The sequence below is a fragment of the Streptomyces cyaneofuscatus genome, assembly GCF_042718795.1.
Taxonomy (GTDB): Bacteria; Actinomycetota; Actinomycetes; order Streptomycetales; family Streptomycetaceae; genus Streptomyces; species Streptomyces cyaneofuscatus_A.
Genome location: NZ_JBHXOX010000058.1, coordinates 1 through 15,021, shown reverse-complemented (window position 1 = coordinate 15,021; position 15,021 = coordinate 1). Strand labels below are relative to the sequence as shown.

General features: G+C 70.4%; 15 protein-coding genes. 8 read left to right on the top strand and 7 right to left on the bottom strand.

Annotated features, from left to right (window positions below; all coding sequences use genetic code 11):
- Positions 1 to 579 precede the first annotated feature (579 nt).
- Both ACFWRT_RS37055 and ACFWRT_RS37050 read right to left on the bottom strand, forming a co-directional pair.
- Positions 580 to 876, bottom strand: a complete 297-nt coding sequence (locus ACFWRT_RS37055) for a DUF7677 family protein (protein WP_380955978.1) — start codon at positions 874 to 876, stop codon at positions 580 to 582.
- A gap of 401 nt (positions 877 to 1,277) precedes the next feature.
- Positions 1,278 to 3,044, bottom strand: a complete 1,767-nt coding sequence (locus tag ACFWRT_RS37050; RefSeq protein WP_380955977.1) for a dolichyl-phosphate-mannose--protein mannosyltransferase — start codon at positions 3,042 to 3,044, stop codon at positions 1,278 to 1,280.
- A gap of 53 nt (positions 3,045 to 3,097) precedes the next feature.
- On the opposite strand from ACFWRT_RS37050, the gene rsmI reads away from it, so the two are divergent.
- The gene (gene rsmI / locus ACFWRT_RS37045; RefSeq protein ID WP_380955975.1) at positions 3,098 to 3,991 is read left to right on the top strand and encodes a 16S rRNA (cytidine(1402)-2'-O)-methyltransferase; all 894 of its coding nucleotides are present in this window, start codon (positions 3,098 to 3,100) and stop codon (positions 3,989 to 3,991) included.
- Between the two features lie 16 nt (positions 3,992 to 4,007).
- Here the strand turns inward: rsmI and ACFWRT_RS37040 are convergent, their stop codons facing one another.
- From ACFWRT_RS37040 to ACFWRT_RS37020, 5 genes are read right to left on the bottom strand one after another with little or no spacing between them, the layout of a single operon-like run.
- Positions 4,008 to 5,066 carry a serine hydrolase domain-containing protein gene (locus tag ACFWRT_RS37040; protein WP_380955974.1) on the bottom strand — a complete coding sequence of 353 codons (1,059 nt, stop codon included), beginning with the start codon at positions 5,064 to 5,066 and terminating at the stop codon, positions 4,008 to 4,010.
- A complete protein-coding gene (locus ACFWRT_RS37035) occupies positions 5,063 to 6,004 on the bottom strand; it encodes a DUF6895 family protein (protein ID WP_380955972.1) in 942 nt (313 codons plus the stop codon). The genes ACFWRT_RS37040 and ACFWRT_RS37035 overlap by 4 nt, the downstream gene beginning before the upstream one ends.
- Positions 6,001 to 7,125 (bottom strand): DUF6895 family protein, encoded by a 1,125-nt coding sequence (locus ACFWRT_RS37030; RefSeq protein ID WP_380955970.1) that lies wholly within the window; start codon positions 7,123 to 7,125, stop codon positions 6,001 to 6,003. The genes ACFWRT_RS37035 and ACFWRT_RS37030 overlap by 4 nt, the downstream gene beginning before the upstream one ends.
- On the bottom strand, positions 7,122 to 7,826 hold the full coding sequence (locus ACFWRT_RS37025) for a hypothetical protein (protein ID WP_380955968.1): 705 nt from the start codon (positions 7,824 to 7,826) through the stop codon (positions 7,122 to 7,124). The genes ACFWRT_RS37030 and ACFWRT_RS37025 overlap by 4 nt, the downstream gene beginning before the upstream one ends.
- A gap of 10 nt (positions 7,827 to 7,836) precedes the next feature.
- The gene (locus ACFWRT_RS37020; protein ID WP_015609087.1) at positions 7,837 to 8,013 is read right to left on the bottom strand and encodes a hypothetical protein; all 177 of its coding nucleotides are present in this window, start codon (positions 8,011 to 8,013) and stop codon (positions 7,837 to 7,839) included.
- A gap of 451 nt (positions 8,014 to 8,464) precedes the next feature.
- Here ACFWRT_RS37020 and ACFWRT_RS37015 point away from each other — a divergent pair, with 451 nt between their 5' ends.
- From ACFWRT_RS37015 to ACFWRT_RS36985, 7 genes are all read left to right on the top strand, one after another.
- On the top strand, positions 8,465 to 8,821 hold the full coding sequence (locus ACFWRT_RS37015; protein ID WP_380955967.1) for a hypothetical protein: 357 nt from the start codon (positions 8,465 to 8,467) through the stop codon (positions 8,819 to 8,821).
- 98 nt (positions 8,822 to 8,919) lie between these two features.
- Entirely contained in the window at positions 8,920 to 9,786 is an 867-nt protein-coding gene (locus tag ACFWRT_RS37010) for a TatD family hydrolase (protein WP_380955965.1), read from the top strand.
- A 138-nt stretch (positions 9,787 to 9,924) separates the two neighbouring features.
- Positions 9,925 to 11,289 carry a ubiquitin-like domain-containing protein gene (locus ACFWRT_RS37005; RefSeq protein WP_380955980.1) on the top strand — a complete coding sequence of 455 codons (1,365 nt, stop codon included), beginning with the start codon at positions 9,925 to 9,927 and terminating at the stop codon, positions 11,287 to 11,289.
- Positions 11,286 to 12,161, top strand: a complete 876-nt coding sequence (gene rsmA / locus ACFWRT_RS37000; RefSeq protein ID WP_380955964.1) for a 16S rRNA (adenine(1518)-N(6)/adenine(1519)-N(6))-dimethyltransferase RsmA — start codon at positions 11,286 to 11,288, stop codon at positions 12,159 to 12,161. Before ACFWRT_RS37005 ends, rsmA begins: the two co-directional genes overlap by 4 nt.
- Entirely contained in the window at positions 12,158 to 13,072 is a 915-nt protein-coding gene (locus tag ACFWRT_RS36995) for a 4-(cytidine 5'-diphospho)-2-C-methyl-D-erythritol kinase (RefSeq protein WP_380955963.1), read from the top strand. The genes rsmA and ACFWRT_RS36995 overlap by 4 nt, the downstream gene beginning before the upstream one ends.
- Positions 13,073 to 13,173: 101 nt before the next feature.
- The gene (locus tag ACFWRT_RS36990) at positions 13,174 to 14,373 is read left to right on the top strand and encodes an AAA family ATPase (protein WP_078907917.1); all 1,200 of its coding nucleotides are present in this window, start codon (positions 13,174 to 13,176) and stop codon (positions 14,371 to 14,373) included.
- A 65-nt stretch (positions 14,374 to 14,438) separates the two neighbouring features.
- Positions 14,439 to 14,939, top strand: coding sequence for a DUF4276 family protein (locus ACFWRT_RS36985; protein WP_380955962.1), 501 nt, complete (start codon positions 14,439 to 14,441; stop codon positions 14,937 to 14,939).
- Positions 14,940 to 15,021 lie beyond the last annotated feature (82 nt).

Below are 15,021 nucleotides of genomic sequence, written 5' to 3'. Positions count from 1 at the left end.
CTCTTCTTGTTTTCAATACATCATTTATCCCCCCGGCGGGGGGGGGGCCCCCCACCCCCCCCCCCCCCCCCCGCCCGCAGTTCGTGCGAACCTTCTTCCGCTTCACCGCCCGCAGCTCGCGGCCCCCTCGCAACCACGCCACCCCAACAGGGCCGTAGGTCCTACGGATGCAGACCGGACAGCACGCCGCGGGCCGTGCTGCCGACCCCTCCGCGTACCGATGGGCGGCCGGCCCCTACGCCCCCCGCCGGTGGATGCCGGTCGCCCCGGCGGCCGCAGCGGGCTGGGGAGTGGCGTGGGGCGTGGTCGGCGACCTGGGCGCCGAGTGCACGTCCTCGAACCGACCGGCTGGACGGCAGACGACGGCATTCGCCCCGTCGCAGACGGGTCGTACGAGCCGAACCGGGGTCTCAAGGAAGGCACGTTGCTGGTACACGGCTCCAGCGGTGACCCCGTGTGGCCCGCTCTGCACAGTCTCAGCTGCGGTTGAGGCCCCTTGGCGGCCGCGCATTTCCTGTATGCGGCCGTGACCGAGCCACTTGCCTTTCTCGGACACGGGAGTGGCGCGGCTGTGCCGGCTCAATGGAGCTCCGTCTCCCACGGCTCGAACGGCGGGTCCACTACATAGCTGGGGTCCTGGCGCGCACGAATCCATTGCGCGACGCGGTATTGGGCGTCGCCGTCGTTGACCGTCCGGCCGTGCTCGTCGACCTCAAGAACGTTACTGAAGATCGCGAAGACCATTTCCAGGTCTGAACCGTGCTGAAGCATGTCCCAGTAATCGAATCCGAGAAGGTCCACGTCCAGCGTGCCGTTGCGGAGGTAGAACGCGAACAAGCGGAAAGCCGCTCGCACATCGGTCGGAAGGTGTGTCACGGATACATCATGAACGCGGCCGGTGGAGCAACAAGACGTCACCACGGCTGAGGTGGCCCGGGATGACCAACAGCTCGACCACCCGACAGCGCTACGGAGAGCACGTGAGCACCCTCGGTCCCTGGCCCTGGCGTCACCCCTCCCCGCGTGCATCGGGAACCAGCTGTTGCCTGCCCGCGTCGTGGTGTCCGTGGAGCAAAGCGGCAGCACGATGGGCGACGAGCCGACGTGGGCAGAGCTGTTGGTCACGTTCCTTCTCATGGGGGCCATCCCCGTGGTCATCGGAGGAGCGGCGATCCTGTCTCTGGTGGGCCTCACACTATGGGCGAGAGCACTCCTGCGCCGGCGCAAGCACCCCAGCACCGGCGACAGCTGAAGCAGGAACGCCGCTGTTCGTCGGGCTACACCCACGTATCCAGCCACATCCGGTCCCGCCACAGGTCCTCCGGGATCGACGTCCCGGTGTACAGCGGCCAGAAGTAGATGAAGTTCCAGATGATCAGGAGCACCAGCACGCCCGCCGCGATCGCGCCCAGGGTGCGGCGGCGTTCGCCTGTCGGGTCCTTGGAGGTGAGGCCCAGGTCGGCGCGGGCGCCCGTGCCCGCTGCTGGGCCCACGATCGCGCCCAGCAGCATCGTGACCGCCAGGCAGAGGAACGGGACGAACACCACCGCGTAGAAGAGGAAGATCGTGCGCTCCTGGTAGAAGAACCAGGGCACCCAGCCCGCCGCCACGCCGCAGGCGATCGCGCCGGCCCGCCAGTCGCGGCGGAAGAGCCAGCGCCACACCACGTACGCGAGGGCGAAGCACGCCAGCCACCAGAGCAGCGGGGTGCCGATGGCCAGGACCTCGGCGGCGCACTTGCCCGTGGAGGACTCCTTGCAGCCCGTCTGCTCCTCGTAGAAGTACGAGACGGGGCGGCCCAGGACCAGCCAGCTCCAGGGGTTCGACTCGTAGGTGTGGCCCGAGGTCAGGCCGACGTGGAAGTCGTACACCTGGTTCTCGTAGTGCCACAGGCTCCGCAGCCAGTCCGGGAGCCAGCTCCAGGACGAGCCCTTGCCTTCCGTGGCCGCCCAGTTGCGGTAGTAGCCCTTGTCCGTGACGATCCAGCCGGTCCAGGAGACGATGTACGTGACGATCGCCACCGGGACCGTGGAGAAGAACGCGGGGATCAGGTCGCGGCGCAACACCGCCATGTAGGGGCGCGCCGCGCCTGCCGTGCGGCGCGCTCCCACGTCCCAGAACACCGTCATCAGGCCGAACGCGGCCAGCACGTACAGGCCGTTCCACTTCGTCGCGAACGCCAGGCCCAGCATCACGCCGGCTCCGATACGCCACGGCCGCCAGCCCAGCCGCAAGGTTTCCGCGATCCGGGCGTGCGGGCGCAGCACCCCCTCCCCGTCCACCGGCAGCGCGTCGGCCAGGCGGCGGCGGGAGCGGTCGCGGTCCACCACCAGGCAGCCGAACGCCGCCAGCACGAAGAACATCACGATCAGGTCCAGCAGCGCGGTCCGGCTCATCACGAAGTGCAGCCCGTCCACCGCGAGCAACAGCCCGGCCAGGCAGCCCAGGAACGTCGAGCGGAACAGCCGCCGGCCGATCCGGCAGAGGAGCAGCACGGAGACCGTGCCCAGCACCGCCACCATGAAGCGCCAGCCGAACGGCGTGAAGCCGAACAGCTGCTCGCCGAACCCGATGATCCACTTACCGACCGGCGGGTGCACCACATAGCCGGGGTCGGTCGGGATCGGGACCGAGGACGGGTCCTTGAGGATCAGCTTGTCGACGTCCTTGGGCCACGACCCCTCGTACCCCTGGTTGACCAGCGCCCACGCGTCCTTCGCGTAATACGTCTCGTCGAATATCACGGCGTTCGGCTGGTCCAACCGCCAGAAGCGCAGCAGCCCCGCGACCAGGGTGACCAGCAGCGGGCCGCCCCAGCCGGACCAGCGCACCAGGCGGTCCGCCACGTGCGGCGGGATCGCGAGCACCGACCACACCTGCCGGCCCGGCCGGGTCCAGGGCGGGTCCAGCCGGTCGCGGAGCGGGGTCTCCGGGCGCGGGACATGGCCGAAGCGGCGCAGCCGCCGTTGCCAGGAGGTCGGCTGTTCGCCGAGCGGGTCCCCGGCGTCTTGGCCCCGCTGGGTCTCGGGTGCGGTACTGGTCACCGCGCCATCGTAGGGAACCCATCTGTGCGAAGGGTGCTGCGCGTGCTGCGAGGATGGCTGATGTGACTGGAACGACTGGAACGCTCGTGCTCGCAGGGACCCCCATCGGTGACGTGGCGGACGCCCCGCCCCGCCTGGCCGCCGAACTGGAGCGGGCCGACGTCGTCGCCGCCGAGGACACCCGGCGGCTGCGCCGGCTCACCCAGGCGCTCGGCATCCACACCTCGGGGCGTGTCGTCTCCTACTTCGAGGGGAACGAGTCCGCCCGTACGCCGGAGCTCGTGGAAGCCTTGGTGGGTGGCGCGCGGGTGCTGCTCGTCACGGATGCGGGGATGCCGTCCGTCTCCGACCCGGGGTACCGGCTCGTCGCCGCCGCCGTCGAGAAGGACATCCGCGTCACCGCCGTGCCGGGGCCCTCCGCCGTGCTGACCGCGCTTGCGCTCTCCGGGCTGCCCGTCGACCGGTTCTGCTTCGAGGGGTTCCTGCCGCGCAAGGCCGGTGAGCGGCTCTCCAAGCTCCGCGAGAACGCCGACGAGCGGCGCACCATGGTCTTCTTCGAAGCGCCCCACCGGCTCGACGACACCCTCGCCGCCATGGCCGAGGTCTTCGGCGCCGAGCGGCGCGCCGCCGTGTGCCGCGAGCTGACCAAGACGTACGAGGAGGTCAAGCGCGGTCCGCTCGGTGAGCTGGCCGTGTGGGCCGAGGACGGCGTACGCGGCGAGATCACCGTCGTCGTCGAAGGCGCCTCCGACTCCGGTGACGAAGGGCTGGACGCCGAGGAGCTCGTACGGCGCGTGCGCGTGCGCGAGGAGGCGGGGGTGCGGCGCAAGGAGGCCATCGCCGCCGTCGCCGCCGCCGCCGGGGTGCCCAAGCGGGAGGTGTTCGACGCGGTGGTGGCCGCCAAGAACGCCGAAAAGGGTGCGGAGAAGACCCCGCAGAAGCCTTGAGGACGTACGGCAGTGCTTACGACGTTTCCGTCAGCAGTCCGTACGCCGCCGCCACGAACGTGTCCGCCCGGTGCACCCGCCGCGTCGCCGTCGCCACGACCGCCAGACCCGTCCCGGGGCGGAAGCCGAGGAACGCCTGCTGGCCGAGCGTCGCTCCGGCGTGGAACAGGACCGGGCCGTACGGGGTCGGGTGCTGGAACCACGTCAGCGTGTGGGTGTGCGCGTGCCGATAGCCGCGCCGGAGCACCGGGCGGGTCACCTCCGCGAGCGCGGCGCTCAGCGTGGGGTCCCGCAGCTCGGCGCCCCCCACATGCGCCTCCAGGAAGGTCAGCAGGTCCAGCGGGGTCGAGCGCAGCGCCCCCGCCGCCGTGAAGCCCCCCGTGTCCAGCGCCGGCAGCGGGGTTCCGTCGCGGCGGTGGCCCGTCGCGTCGGTGGAGTCCGGGCCCGGGCGCAGCAGCGTGGCCTCCAGGCCCAGGGGGGCCAGCACCTGTTGGTGCAGCAGCACCTCCCACGGGGTTCCGGTGGCGGCGGCGAGGGTGTGGCCGAGGACGGAGACCGCGAAGTTCGAGTAGTGCCAGCGGGTGCCGGGGCGGTGGCGCGGGCGGGCGCGGAGGAAGGCCCGGACCACCCGGTCCGCCGGGTAGTTGCCGTACGGGTCGCTCGACCAGCGCGGCACCGCCTGCGGGTAGAAGTCGGCGGGCAGGCCCGGCAGCCCCGAGGTGTGGGTCAGCAGATGGCGCAGAGTGATCCGGCGGACCGACGGGTGCACCGGGAGGCCCGGGGCCAGCAGGTCCGCCGCCCGGTCCTCGTACCGCACCCTCCCCTGCGCCACCAGCCGGGCCAGCAGCAGCCCCGCGAACGGCTTGGACGCCGAGCCCAGTTCGTAGTGCAGCCGCTCGCGGGCCACCGGGCCCGGCTCCGCGCTGCCGCCCGTGTGGACCGTACGGACTCCGCCCCGGCTCAGCGCGAGCACCACGTCCGGGGCGTCGATCCGGCCGGCTGCCTCCGCGAGCAACCTGGAGGTGGCCGAAGAGTCGACAGCCGTCACCGGGGCCGCCGCCGTCACGTCCGTCATGCCGGGGCCGTTGCCGGGGCGCTCAGGTCCGAGAGCGCGCGGCTCATCGCCAGCGCCGAGGCGAACGCGGCGACCAGCGTCGGGTGGTAGACCAGGTCGAACACCGACTCCTCGTCCCCCTCCGGCATCCCGTCCACCACCGGCATCGCCCCGTCCGGCTGCTGTGCCTGCGCGAACCCCTGCCAGGCCGCCGCGTCCAGCGTGGGGGAGGGCAGGCACGCGTCCACCACCAGAAGTTCGCCCAGCAGGTCCCACCGCTTCAGGTCGAGCCAGTCGTCCAGCCAGGCCGGCAGCCAGAGCTCCAGGTACTCCGCGATGTCGACGGGAAGGTCCGCGGGCCTCTCGCCCCAGTCCGTCAGGTGGAAGACCGTGTGCGTGATGTCGTAGCCGATATGGCCCTCCACCGTCCACGGCTCGGGCCGCCGCGCCAGCCAGGTGTGCGCCAGCGCCGCCGTCTCCGGAACGCTCGGCTCCACCCCGAACCGCCGCTCGATCGCGCTCAGCCCCAGCCGCCGCACCGGCAGCACCTCCAGCCCCGCCCAACTGGCCAGACGGTGGTTGAGGCGGATCGCGGACTCCAGGTCCGGCTGCCGGTAGCCCAGCTCCCGGAACGGTACGTAGACCTCCAGCGGCACCGGCGAGAGCGGTTCGCGCCGCTGGCCCTCCAGCAGCCGGGCCCCGGAGTCCAGCAGCTCGTGCCAGGCGTGGTCCAGCAGCTTGTGGGCGAGGGAGGACTGCTGCGAGCCGGCCACGCCCTCGCGGAAGATGACCTTCCCGATCAGCGCCAGTTCGCCCAGCGGCTTGAACCGGTCCAGCATCCCCGCCTCCGGGGCCGGGTCCGCCTCCAGCCGGAAGCCCTCGCGGTGCTCGTACAGCCAGCCCAGGGCCTTCGCCCCGACGTCGTGGATCTGCTGGATGCCGGTGTTTCCGCTGCTCATGGGGTGTGCCTTTCCCGGACGGATCCGGACCCGGACCCGTCCGTCAGCGACCTCAAGGACCTCAGGGACAGGGCCGCCGCGAACGCCGTGACGAGTGTGGAGTGGTAGCAGTCGATGAAGGGGTACGGATCCGGCGCGTCCTCGTGCTCCCGTACGCCGGTCGGAGCGTTCTGCTGCACCCGTACGCCGGTCGGCGCGTCCTCGTGCACCGGTACGCCGGTCTCCGGCACGCAGCCCGTCGCGTGCTGGACCTCGGCCAGCACCGGCCACACCGCGTCCAGCAGTTCCCGTGGCGCCGGGCCCGGCAGCGAGGAGGCCACCGCCAGCAGCTCGCCCGTGAGGTCCCACTGGCCGCTCTCCACGCAGCCGTCGGCCCACGCGGGCAGCCAGGTCCGCAGGTACGCGTCCGTCTTCTCCGGCACCCGGTCGGGCATCCGGCCCCAGTCGGTGAGGTGGAAGACGGTGTGGGTCAGCGCGTAGCCCGACGGGCCCTCGAACGTCCACGGCTCCGAGAGACCGCCCAGCCAGGTCCGGGACAGCACCGCACCCGCGTCCGTGTGGGGCAGGACCCCCACCCGCCGCTCGGAGTTGATCAGCCCGAGCTGCCGGTTGGCGTGCTGCTCGGTGTGCGCCCAGGCGCGGGTCGCGGTGAGCGGGCGGGCCAGGGCCTCGAACCCCTCGTGGCGCAGCCCGTACCCGGCGAAGGCGGCGTAGATCTCGTACGGGTAGGCCGCGAAGGGCTCCGCGCGGAGCAGCTCCAGGAGCAGGGCGCCCCGGGACACCTGCTCCCAGGCGTACGTGACGAGGTCCCCGGCCACCTCGTGCTCCGGGGTGCCGAGGGCGGTGGCGGTGCGGACCGTGGAGCAGAGCTGGGCCAGTTCGCCGAGGGGTTTGAGGGTGGCGTTGACCTGGGTGCGGGGGTCCAGGACGTCGTCGGGGAGCGCGAACTCCGCCCGGTGGGCGTCGGTCCAGGCGAGGGCGGTGCGCAGGACGTGCGGGAGGACGGTGAGCGCGGCGCCGGGGGAGGCGTGGCCCCGGGGGGCCTGGCCGGGGTGGGCCTGACGTTGAGGGGCCCGGTTCTCCGGGCGGCCCTTGGGCCCCTGCGTCGCGGTCGTCGTCATCGCGCCCTCGCCTCGGCCATCAGCCGGGCCGCCCGGATGTGCAGGGTGACGCGAGGGTCGTGGCCGCCCATCAGCTCGACGAACTCCAGGCCGCGCTCCAGGCCCAGGGTCGCCGGTTCGCCGCCGATCGCCGCGAGCCAGCGGCCCGCGCCCGCCGCCTGGAGCCAGTCGCGCCGCCGCACCGCCCGGACGAAGCCGCGCGCGAGGTCGACCGCGCGCGCCGCCGCGGCCCGCTGCACGGCCGAGGGGGCGGCCGGAACGGCGAGGGGGGCGAGCACCGAGAGCTGGTGGGTGAAGGACTGCCAGGGGGCCTGCTCCAGCCAGGCGGCGTCGGGCTCCTCGAAGGTGCCTGCGGCAGCCGCTCCCGGAGGCTGCGCCATGCGCTGGAGCGTGGAGATCATGTGCCAGTGGCTCCAGGCCGTCGCGGCCGGAGCATCGGGCTTGGGCGGGAATTCCCGTACCGCCCGGTCGAGCACGGCGACGTCCCCGGGATGCGGATGACGCCCGTACAGAACACTCGGCAGCAGCAGATCGGCACCGATGACCCGCGCCGCCGCGATTCCGGTCCGGTTCTCCTCGTCGATTCCTGCCGCGCCGCATACCGTGGCGAGGTGGTCCCCGCTCCGAAGAGCGAGGACCACCTCTGTTGCCAGGTCATGCACGGCACCCGCGAGCGGGGACGAAGCATGTGTCTGGTCCATGTTCCGACGTTCAGCCCTTCTTCGGGCGCGGGGTCGGAGGCGAAAGCAGCAGGGCGCCGCCGCCGGCGAGAAGCGCGAGGTAGGCGCACTCGCGGGAGTCGCGATAGACGCCGTCGATCTCGCCCGGGTTCAGCGCCGTGTCGAGGTCGAGCTCGATGTCGGTGGCAGTGGTGTCCGTGGTGTACATGGGTGCTCCCCATCCTGTGGGAAATCGGGTTGATGTACGTACCGAGTCATGCTTGACGTACATATCGAGTGAAAGGGAGGAATGCGGGCTCCGCAAATCGGGGCCGGGCGTCCATGGTATTAAGGGATTCAATTGAATGATGAATTCATGCGGCGAATGGGTGAGGAAAGGCCGAGAATTCGGGGAATTGTGGGGGGTCGCACGGGGGTGGTGCGCGGGCGCATTCGGCACCGGTGGCGAGCGCGTACGGGGGCGCTCGGCGATCTGCCGTCACCGGTCGTCCCGTCCGCCGGTCACGGGTGGGCCTGTCGCTGGCCATGCGGCGGCAAAGGGCGGCAAAAGGAGGCCAAGAACGCATCAACAACGTCTCTGAGCTGGTGCGTCCGCCCCTGCCCGGGTGTCCACTGGAAGTAACCCCGGAGTGCCTGACCGGCGGACAAGAGGAGCGGGTATGAGCGAGATCGCAGCGAACACCGTCCACGAGGCCTATGCCTTCGCCTGCATGAGTTGCGGGCACGGCTGGGAGCAGTCTTACGAGATAGAGCACCACGTGGACATCCACGGTCACGAGTTCGTCGTCTACAAGGCCGACGGTGAGCGCGTGCCGTCCCCGCTCTCCACGCCCACCTGCGCCAACTGCGGTGGACACGTGGTGCGCATCATGCGGGCCGGCCGGGTGGCCGGTGCCCAGCAGTTCCTGCACACGTCGAAGAGCGCCAAGCGGGACCCGGAGAAGGTCCCGGCCGCCCGCACCGCCGACCGCCACTGGCGGCTGTCGGACCTGCTCCACCCCTTCCACCGCAGGTGAGCTCCTGAGTCGGGCCCGGTGCCACCGGCGTACGCCTCCCCGCGCGAGGACCCCGGTCCTCGTACGCCGGTGAACCGGGCCCTCGTAGAGTCGTCCGCATGAGCCGTACCGAAGCCCCGCCGCTGCCCGAACCCCTCCGGGTCCCGGTCGCCGACTCCCACACCCACCTGGACATGCAGGACGCCACCGTCGAGGAGGCCCTCGCCCGGGCCGCCGCGGTGAACGTCACGACGGTGGTCCAGGTGGGTTGCGACGTGGCCGGCTCCCGTTGGGCCGCCGAGACCGCCGCCGCCCACCCCGCCGTCCACGCCTCGGTCGCCCTGCACCCGAACGAGGCCCCGCGCATCGTCCACGGCGATCCGGACGGCACCGCGCGGCAAGGAGCCCGCGAGCCCGGCGGCAAGGCGGCGCTGGACGACGCGCTGGCGGAGATCGACGCGCTGGCCGCCCTGGACCACGTGCGCGGGGTCGGCGAGACGGGCCTGGACTTCTTCCGTACGGGCCCCGAGGGCATCGCCGCCCAGGAGGAGTCGTTCCGGGCCCACATCGAGATCGCCAAGCGGCACGGCAAGGCCCTGGTCATCCACGACCGGGACGCGCACGCGGACGTGCTGCGGGTTCTCGCGGACGCGGGCGCGCCCGAGCGGACCGTCTTCCACTGCTACTCCGGCGACGCCGAGATGGCCGCGATCTGCGCGCGGGCCGGGTACTTCATGTCCTTCGCCGGCAACATGACCTTCAAGAACGCCCAGCCGCTGCGCGACGCGCTCGCCGTCGCCCCCACCGAGCTGGTCCTCGTCGAGACGGACGCGCCCTTCCTCACCCCCGCCCCGTACCGGGGGCGGCCCAACGCCCCCTACCTCATCCCGGTCACGCTCCGCGCGATGGCCGCGGTGAAGGGGCTGGACGAGGACACGCTGGCCGCCGCGATCTACGACAACACGGCACGCGCGTTCGACTTCTGAGCCGGGTCCGAGCCGGACTCCGAGCCGGTCGCGCACGCTGCGTAGCCGTGTCGCTTTGGAGAGTCACCGGGGCTCCGCTATCGTCCCCGCGCACGACGGGGCGGCAGCAGGCGGATCTTCAGGAGCGGCGTGAACGGCGTGAACGGCGTGAGCACTTCGCAGGACAGGCGTCTCGGCGCGTTCCACGAGCAGCCGACCCTGGCCGACCGAGCGTGGACGGCGGGCCCGGCCGCCGACCGGGCGTGGACGCCGGGTCCCGCCGCTCCCGCCCCGTCCGCCGCCCACGCCCCGACCGTCGTGGACACCCCGCTCACCGTCCCGCCGCCGCCCGCGCCGCCCCGGCAGGGCCCCACCCGCGCCGAGGCCCGGCGGGCCGCCAAGCGCCGCCGCACACGCGTCGCCGACCCGGAACGCCTGAAGCTGGGACGGCTCGTGCCCCGGGCCCTCGTCGTCGCCTTCCTGGCCGGCGGCACCACCGCGTTCGTCGCGCACGACAAGGCGGTCCGGCTGGACGTCGACGGCACGCCCCGCACCCTGCACACCTTCGCCGACGACGTCACCGAACTCCTGGCGGACGAGGGCGTCACCGTCGGCGCCCACGACCGCGTCTCCCCGGCCCCCGGCACCGACCTGGACCACGGCGACCAGGTCACCGTCCGCTACGGCCGCCCCGTCGACCTCACCCTCGACGGCCACCACCGCCGGGTCTGGACGACCGCCGACACCGTGGCCGGGGCCCTGCGCGCGTTCGGGGTCCGGGCCGAGGGGGCGTACCTCTCCGCCTCCCCCGCCACCCGGATCGCCCGCACCGGCCTCACCCTCACCGTCCGCACCGAACGCACCGTGACCTTCATGGCCGACGGCCAGGAACGCACCCTGCGCACCAACGCCGCCACCGTCCACGAGGCCCTCGCCCAGGCGGCCATCACCCTGGAAGGCCTGGACGCCACCTCCGTGGACCCCGCGAGCTTCCCGCGCGACGGCCAGACGGTCTCCGTACTCCGCATCACCGACACCCGCGAGGTGCACGAGGAGAGCGTCCCGTACGCCGTCGAACGGAGCGAGGACCCCGCGCTGTTCCGGGGCATCGAGCGGGTGGAGCGGGCCGGGCGCAACGGCGTACGCCGGGTCACGTACGCCGTCCGGACCGTCAACGGCGTACGGCAGACACCCCGCAGGACCGGCGAGGAGCTGGTCCACCTGCCGGTCAGCCGCGTCGTGCGCACCGGCACCCGGCAGCGGCCCGCAGCCGTCACCGGGGCGGACGGGCTGAACTGGTCCGCGCTCGCCGCCTGCGAGTCCGGCGGGCGGGCGGGAGCGGTGGACCCGAGCGGGACGTACGGCGGGCTGTACCAGTTCGACACCCGGACCTGGCAGTCGCTCGGCGGCAGCGGCCGGCCCCAGGACGCACCCGCCGCCGAGCAGACGTACCGGGCGAAGAAGCTCTACGTGCAGCGGGGGGCGAGTCCGTGGCCGCACTGCGGCCGTAGGCTTACCGGGTGAGCAGCACAGAGCCCGACGCCCTCCTGGGCCCCGCAGACATCCGCGACCTGGCAGCGAAACTGGGCGTACGCCCGACCAAGCAGCGCGGTCAGAACTTCGTCATCGACGCCAACACGGTCCGCCGCATCGTGCGCACCGCCGAGGTCCGCCCGGACGACACCGTCGTCGAGGTCGGCCCGGGGCTCGGCTCGCTGACCCTGGCGCTGCTGGAGGCGGCGGACCGAGTGGTCGCGGTGGAGATCGACGACGTGCTCGCGGCCGCGCTGCCCGCCACGGTCCAGGCCCGGATGCCGGAGCGCGCCGACCGGTTCGCCCTCGTCCACTCCGACGCGATGCTGGTCACCGAGCTGCCGGGCCCCGCGCCCACCGCGCTCGTCGCGAACCTCCCGTACAACGTCGCGGTCCCCGTCCTGCTCACCATGCTGGAGCGCTTCCCGAGCATCGAGCGGACCCTGGTCATGGTCCAGGCCGAGGTGGCCGACCGGCTGGCCGCCCGCCCGGGCAACAAGGTCTACGGCGTGCCGTCGGTGAAGGCCAACTGGTACGCGGAGGTCAAGCGCGCCGGGTCCATCGGCCGTACGGTCTTCTGGCCCGCCCCGAACGTCGACTCCGGCCTCGTCTCGCTCGTCCGCCGCACGGAGCCCATCGCCACCACCGCGAGCCGCACCGAGGTCTTCGCGGTCGTGGACGCGGCCTTCGCCCAGCGCCGCAAGACGCTCCGGGCCGCGCTCTCCGGCTGGGCCGGCTCCGCGCCCGCCGCCGAGGCGGCCCTGGTCGCCGCCGGGATCTCGCCGCAGGCGCGCGGGGAGTCGCTGACGGTGGAGGAGTTCGCGGCGATCGCGGAGAACAAGCCGGAGGTGCCGTCCCTGTGAGTGCTGTCCGTACGGGCGTCACCGTCCGCGTCCCCGCCAAGGTCAACGTCCAGCTCGCCGTGGGCGCCGCCCGCCCCGACGGCTTCCACGACCTGGCCAACGTCTTCCTCGCCGTCGGCCTGTACGACGAGGTCACCGCCACCCCCGCCGACGAGCTGCGCATCACCTGCTCCGGCCCGGACGCCGCCCAGGTCCCGCTGGACGCCACCAACCTCGCCGCCCGGGCGGCCCTCGCGCTGGCCGAGCGGTACGGCATCGAGCCCGCCGTCCACCTCCACATCGCCAAGGACATCCCGGTCGCGGGCGGCATGGCGGGCGGCAGCGCCGACGGGGCGGCCGCCCTGGTCGCGTGCGACGCCCTGTGGGGGACGGGCGCGAGCCGGGACGAGCTGCTGGCCATCTGCGCGGAGCTGGGCAGCGATGTGCCGTTCAGCCTGGTGGGCGGGGCCGCGCTCGGTACGGGTCGCGGCGAGAAGCTGACGCCGATCGAGGTGGGCGGGGCGTTCCACTGGGTCTTCGCGGTGGCGGACGGGGGGCTGTCGACGCCCGCCGTGTACGGGGAGTTCGACCGGCTCACGGCGGAGGCGGACGTCCCCGAGCCGACCGCCTCGCCCGTGCTGCTGGCCGCCCTGCGCTCCGGCGACTCCGGCGCACTCGCGGGCGCCCTGAGCAACGACCTCCAGCCCGCCGCGCTCTCCCTGCGCCCCTCCCTCGCGGACACGCTGGCGGCGGGCACGGAGGCGGGGGCGCTGGCCGCGCTGGTCTCCGGATCCGGGCCGACGACGGCGTTTCTCGTCGCGGACGAGCCGGCGGCCCGCAAGGTGGCCGACGCGCTGCTGGCATCCGGTACCTGCCGCAACGCCCGGGTGGCGCCGGCGCCCGCGCGGGGCGCGCAGATTTTGCTGACATGAAGACCGCGCAAGTCGACCACCTTTAAGCTTATACCAGCCGATTTCTACAAGGGGTAGACATCGACTTCGTCAAAGATTGCATCTGAGCGAAGGAGTGGGCTATGCGGCCACCGGTGATTGAAGCGATTAAAGTGGAGAATTATAGAGTTCTCCAAGATGTCGAGATTAGGAAACTCAAGCCTTTCACTGTATTGATTGGCCCGAATGGCAGTGGGAAGTCTACGCTTTTCGATGTCTTTGCTTTCATGGAAACATCTTTCACTGTCGGAATCCGTGCCGCTTGGGATAGGAGAGGAGGGCTGGCCCAACTCCGATCCAGAGGAGCTGAAGGGCCCATCGCGATTCAGATCTCTTACCGTCAGGAGCCCAAGGAGAACCTCCTCACTTATCGTCTCGAGATCAATGAGGAGCGTGGTCGCCCTGTCGTCAGTCGCGAGTGGTTGCGTTGGACTTCGGGTCGCGCCCAAGGGCGTCCGCGTCACATCCTTGATTTCCAGCATGGGTCAGGTTACGTGGTAGATGAAGCTACAGGGAAGAAGCACCCGGAAGCTCTCGACGGACCAGACAGGCTCGCCGTAAACGCATTGGGGCAATTCAAGTCCCATCCACGTGTTGCTGCACTGCGGAGGTTTATTTCTGGTTGGTATCTGTCCTACCTTTCGGTGGCCGAGGAAAGGAAGTCACCCACGGCTGGGCCGCAAGAGCGGCTTTCGCAATCTGGGGACAATATCAGCAACGTCCTTCAATATCTCAAAGAGAATCACCCTCAGAGGCTAGAGTCCGTCATAGAGTCTTTGCAGGATGCAGTTCCTACACTTGAGCGAGTGGATTACTCCACCTCTCCCGACGGCCGATTGGTGCTATTCATTAAGGATGCACCATTCTCGGATTCGGTACTTGCGAGCAATGCGTCAGACGGCACCCTGAAGCTTCTGTCTTACCTCACGCTCCTGTATGACCCGGACCCGGCGCCATTTATTGGTATTGAGGAACCGGAAAATCACCTTTACAACTCGGTTCTTCCTGGTCTGGCTCAGCAGTGTCGGCAGGCCAGCGAAAAATCACAAGTACTCGTAACCACCCATTCACATGAGTTTGTCAATGAGTGCAAGCCCGATGAAGTGATCGCCCTGTACCGGGGGGGTGACGGTTATGCGAGGGTCATTAGGCCAAATTCAATTCCTTTGGTCAATGACATGCTCGATCATGGAGCCCTATTGGGCTCCCTCTGGCAGGAAAACTATTTCGGCGATCTTCCGGTCCCCAAGACTCCGACAGTCGAAAATGGAGTGGCCGGGTGACGCGAAAAGTGGTTCGGCGCACCAGCGGGGGGCGGAAGCAATCTGCCGTTTCTCTGGAGTTCCTGGTGGAGGAAGAGTCTGCAGCAGAGGCTCTGAAGCCAATCCTTGCGAAGATTTTCGCAGGAGAAAGCGTTCGGACCGCAATTCGACAATTTCAAGGGAAACCGGATCTTCTCAAGAAGCTTCCAAAAAGACTGCAAGGTTATGCGGCGGCGCGTAGGCGTGGAGGCGATATTCGAGTCGTGGTGCTGATGGACCTGGATGCGGATGACTGTGTCGACTTGAAACGTAGGCTCGATTCTGCGGCTGTAGAAGCTGGAATGATCCCCCGTGCTGGGCGCGGAAGCGATGGTGTCTTTCACGTCTTGAATCGCATCGCAATCCGAGAGCTTGAGAGCTGGTACTTCGGAGATTGGGTAGCAGTTAGGGCGGCCTTTCCGAAAGTTTCGCAAGATGTTCCCAGGGCGTATAAAGGTAACCCTGACATGGTTCCTGGGAAGTGCTCGGAGGTCTTTGAGAGGATTCTGCGATCGAATGGTGTGAGGATATCCTCTAACAGCGGCTAACACAATGAGGTGGATCGCTCCTGTTGGCCGTGTCCGCGTCAGAAGTTGCGCGTTGGGCGGGCATGGGGACTTCGCCGTGGAT

Excerpts from the sequence above, each read along its gene's own strand:
- ACFWRT_RS37010 (WP_380955965.1), top strand. The coding sequence starts at position 8,920 with ATGAGCCGTACCGAAGCCCCGCCGCTGCCCGAACCCCTCCGGGTCCCG.
- ACFWRT_RS37015 (WP_380955967.1), top strand. The coding sequence starts at position 8,465 with ATGAGCGAGATCGCAGCGAACACCGTCCACGAGGCCTATGCCTTCGCC.
- rsmI (WP_380955975.1), top strand. The coding sequence starts at position 3,098 with ATGGCTGATGTGACTGGAACGACTGGAACGCTCGTGCTCGCAGGGACC.
- ACFWRT_RS37025 (WP_380955968.1), bottom strand. The coding sequence starts at position 7,826 with ATGGACCAGACACATGCTTCGTCCCCGCTCGCGGGTGCCGTGCATGAC.
- ACFWRT_RS36990 (WP_078907917.1), top strand. The coding sequence starts at position 13,174 with ATGCGGCCACCGGTGATTGAAGCGATTAAAGTGGAGAATTATAGAGTT.
- ACFWRT_RS37020 (WP_015609087.1), bottom strand. The coding sequence starts at position 8,013 with ATGTACACCACGGACACCACTGCCACCGACATCGAGCTCGACCTCGAC.
- ACFWRT_RS37030 (WP_380955970.1), bottom strand. The coding sequence starts at position 7,125 with ATGACGACGACCGCGACGCAGGGGCCCAAGGGCCGCCCGGAGAACCGG.
- ACFWRT_RS37040 (WP_380955974.1), bottom strand. The coding sequence starts at position 5,066 with ATGACGGACGTGACGGCGGCGGCCCCGGTGACGGCTGTCGACTCTTCG.
- ACFWRT_RS37035 (WP_380955972.1), bottom strand. The coding sequence starts at position 6,004 with ATGAGCAGCGGAAACACCGGCATCCAGCAGATCCACGACGTCGGGGCG.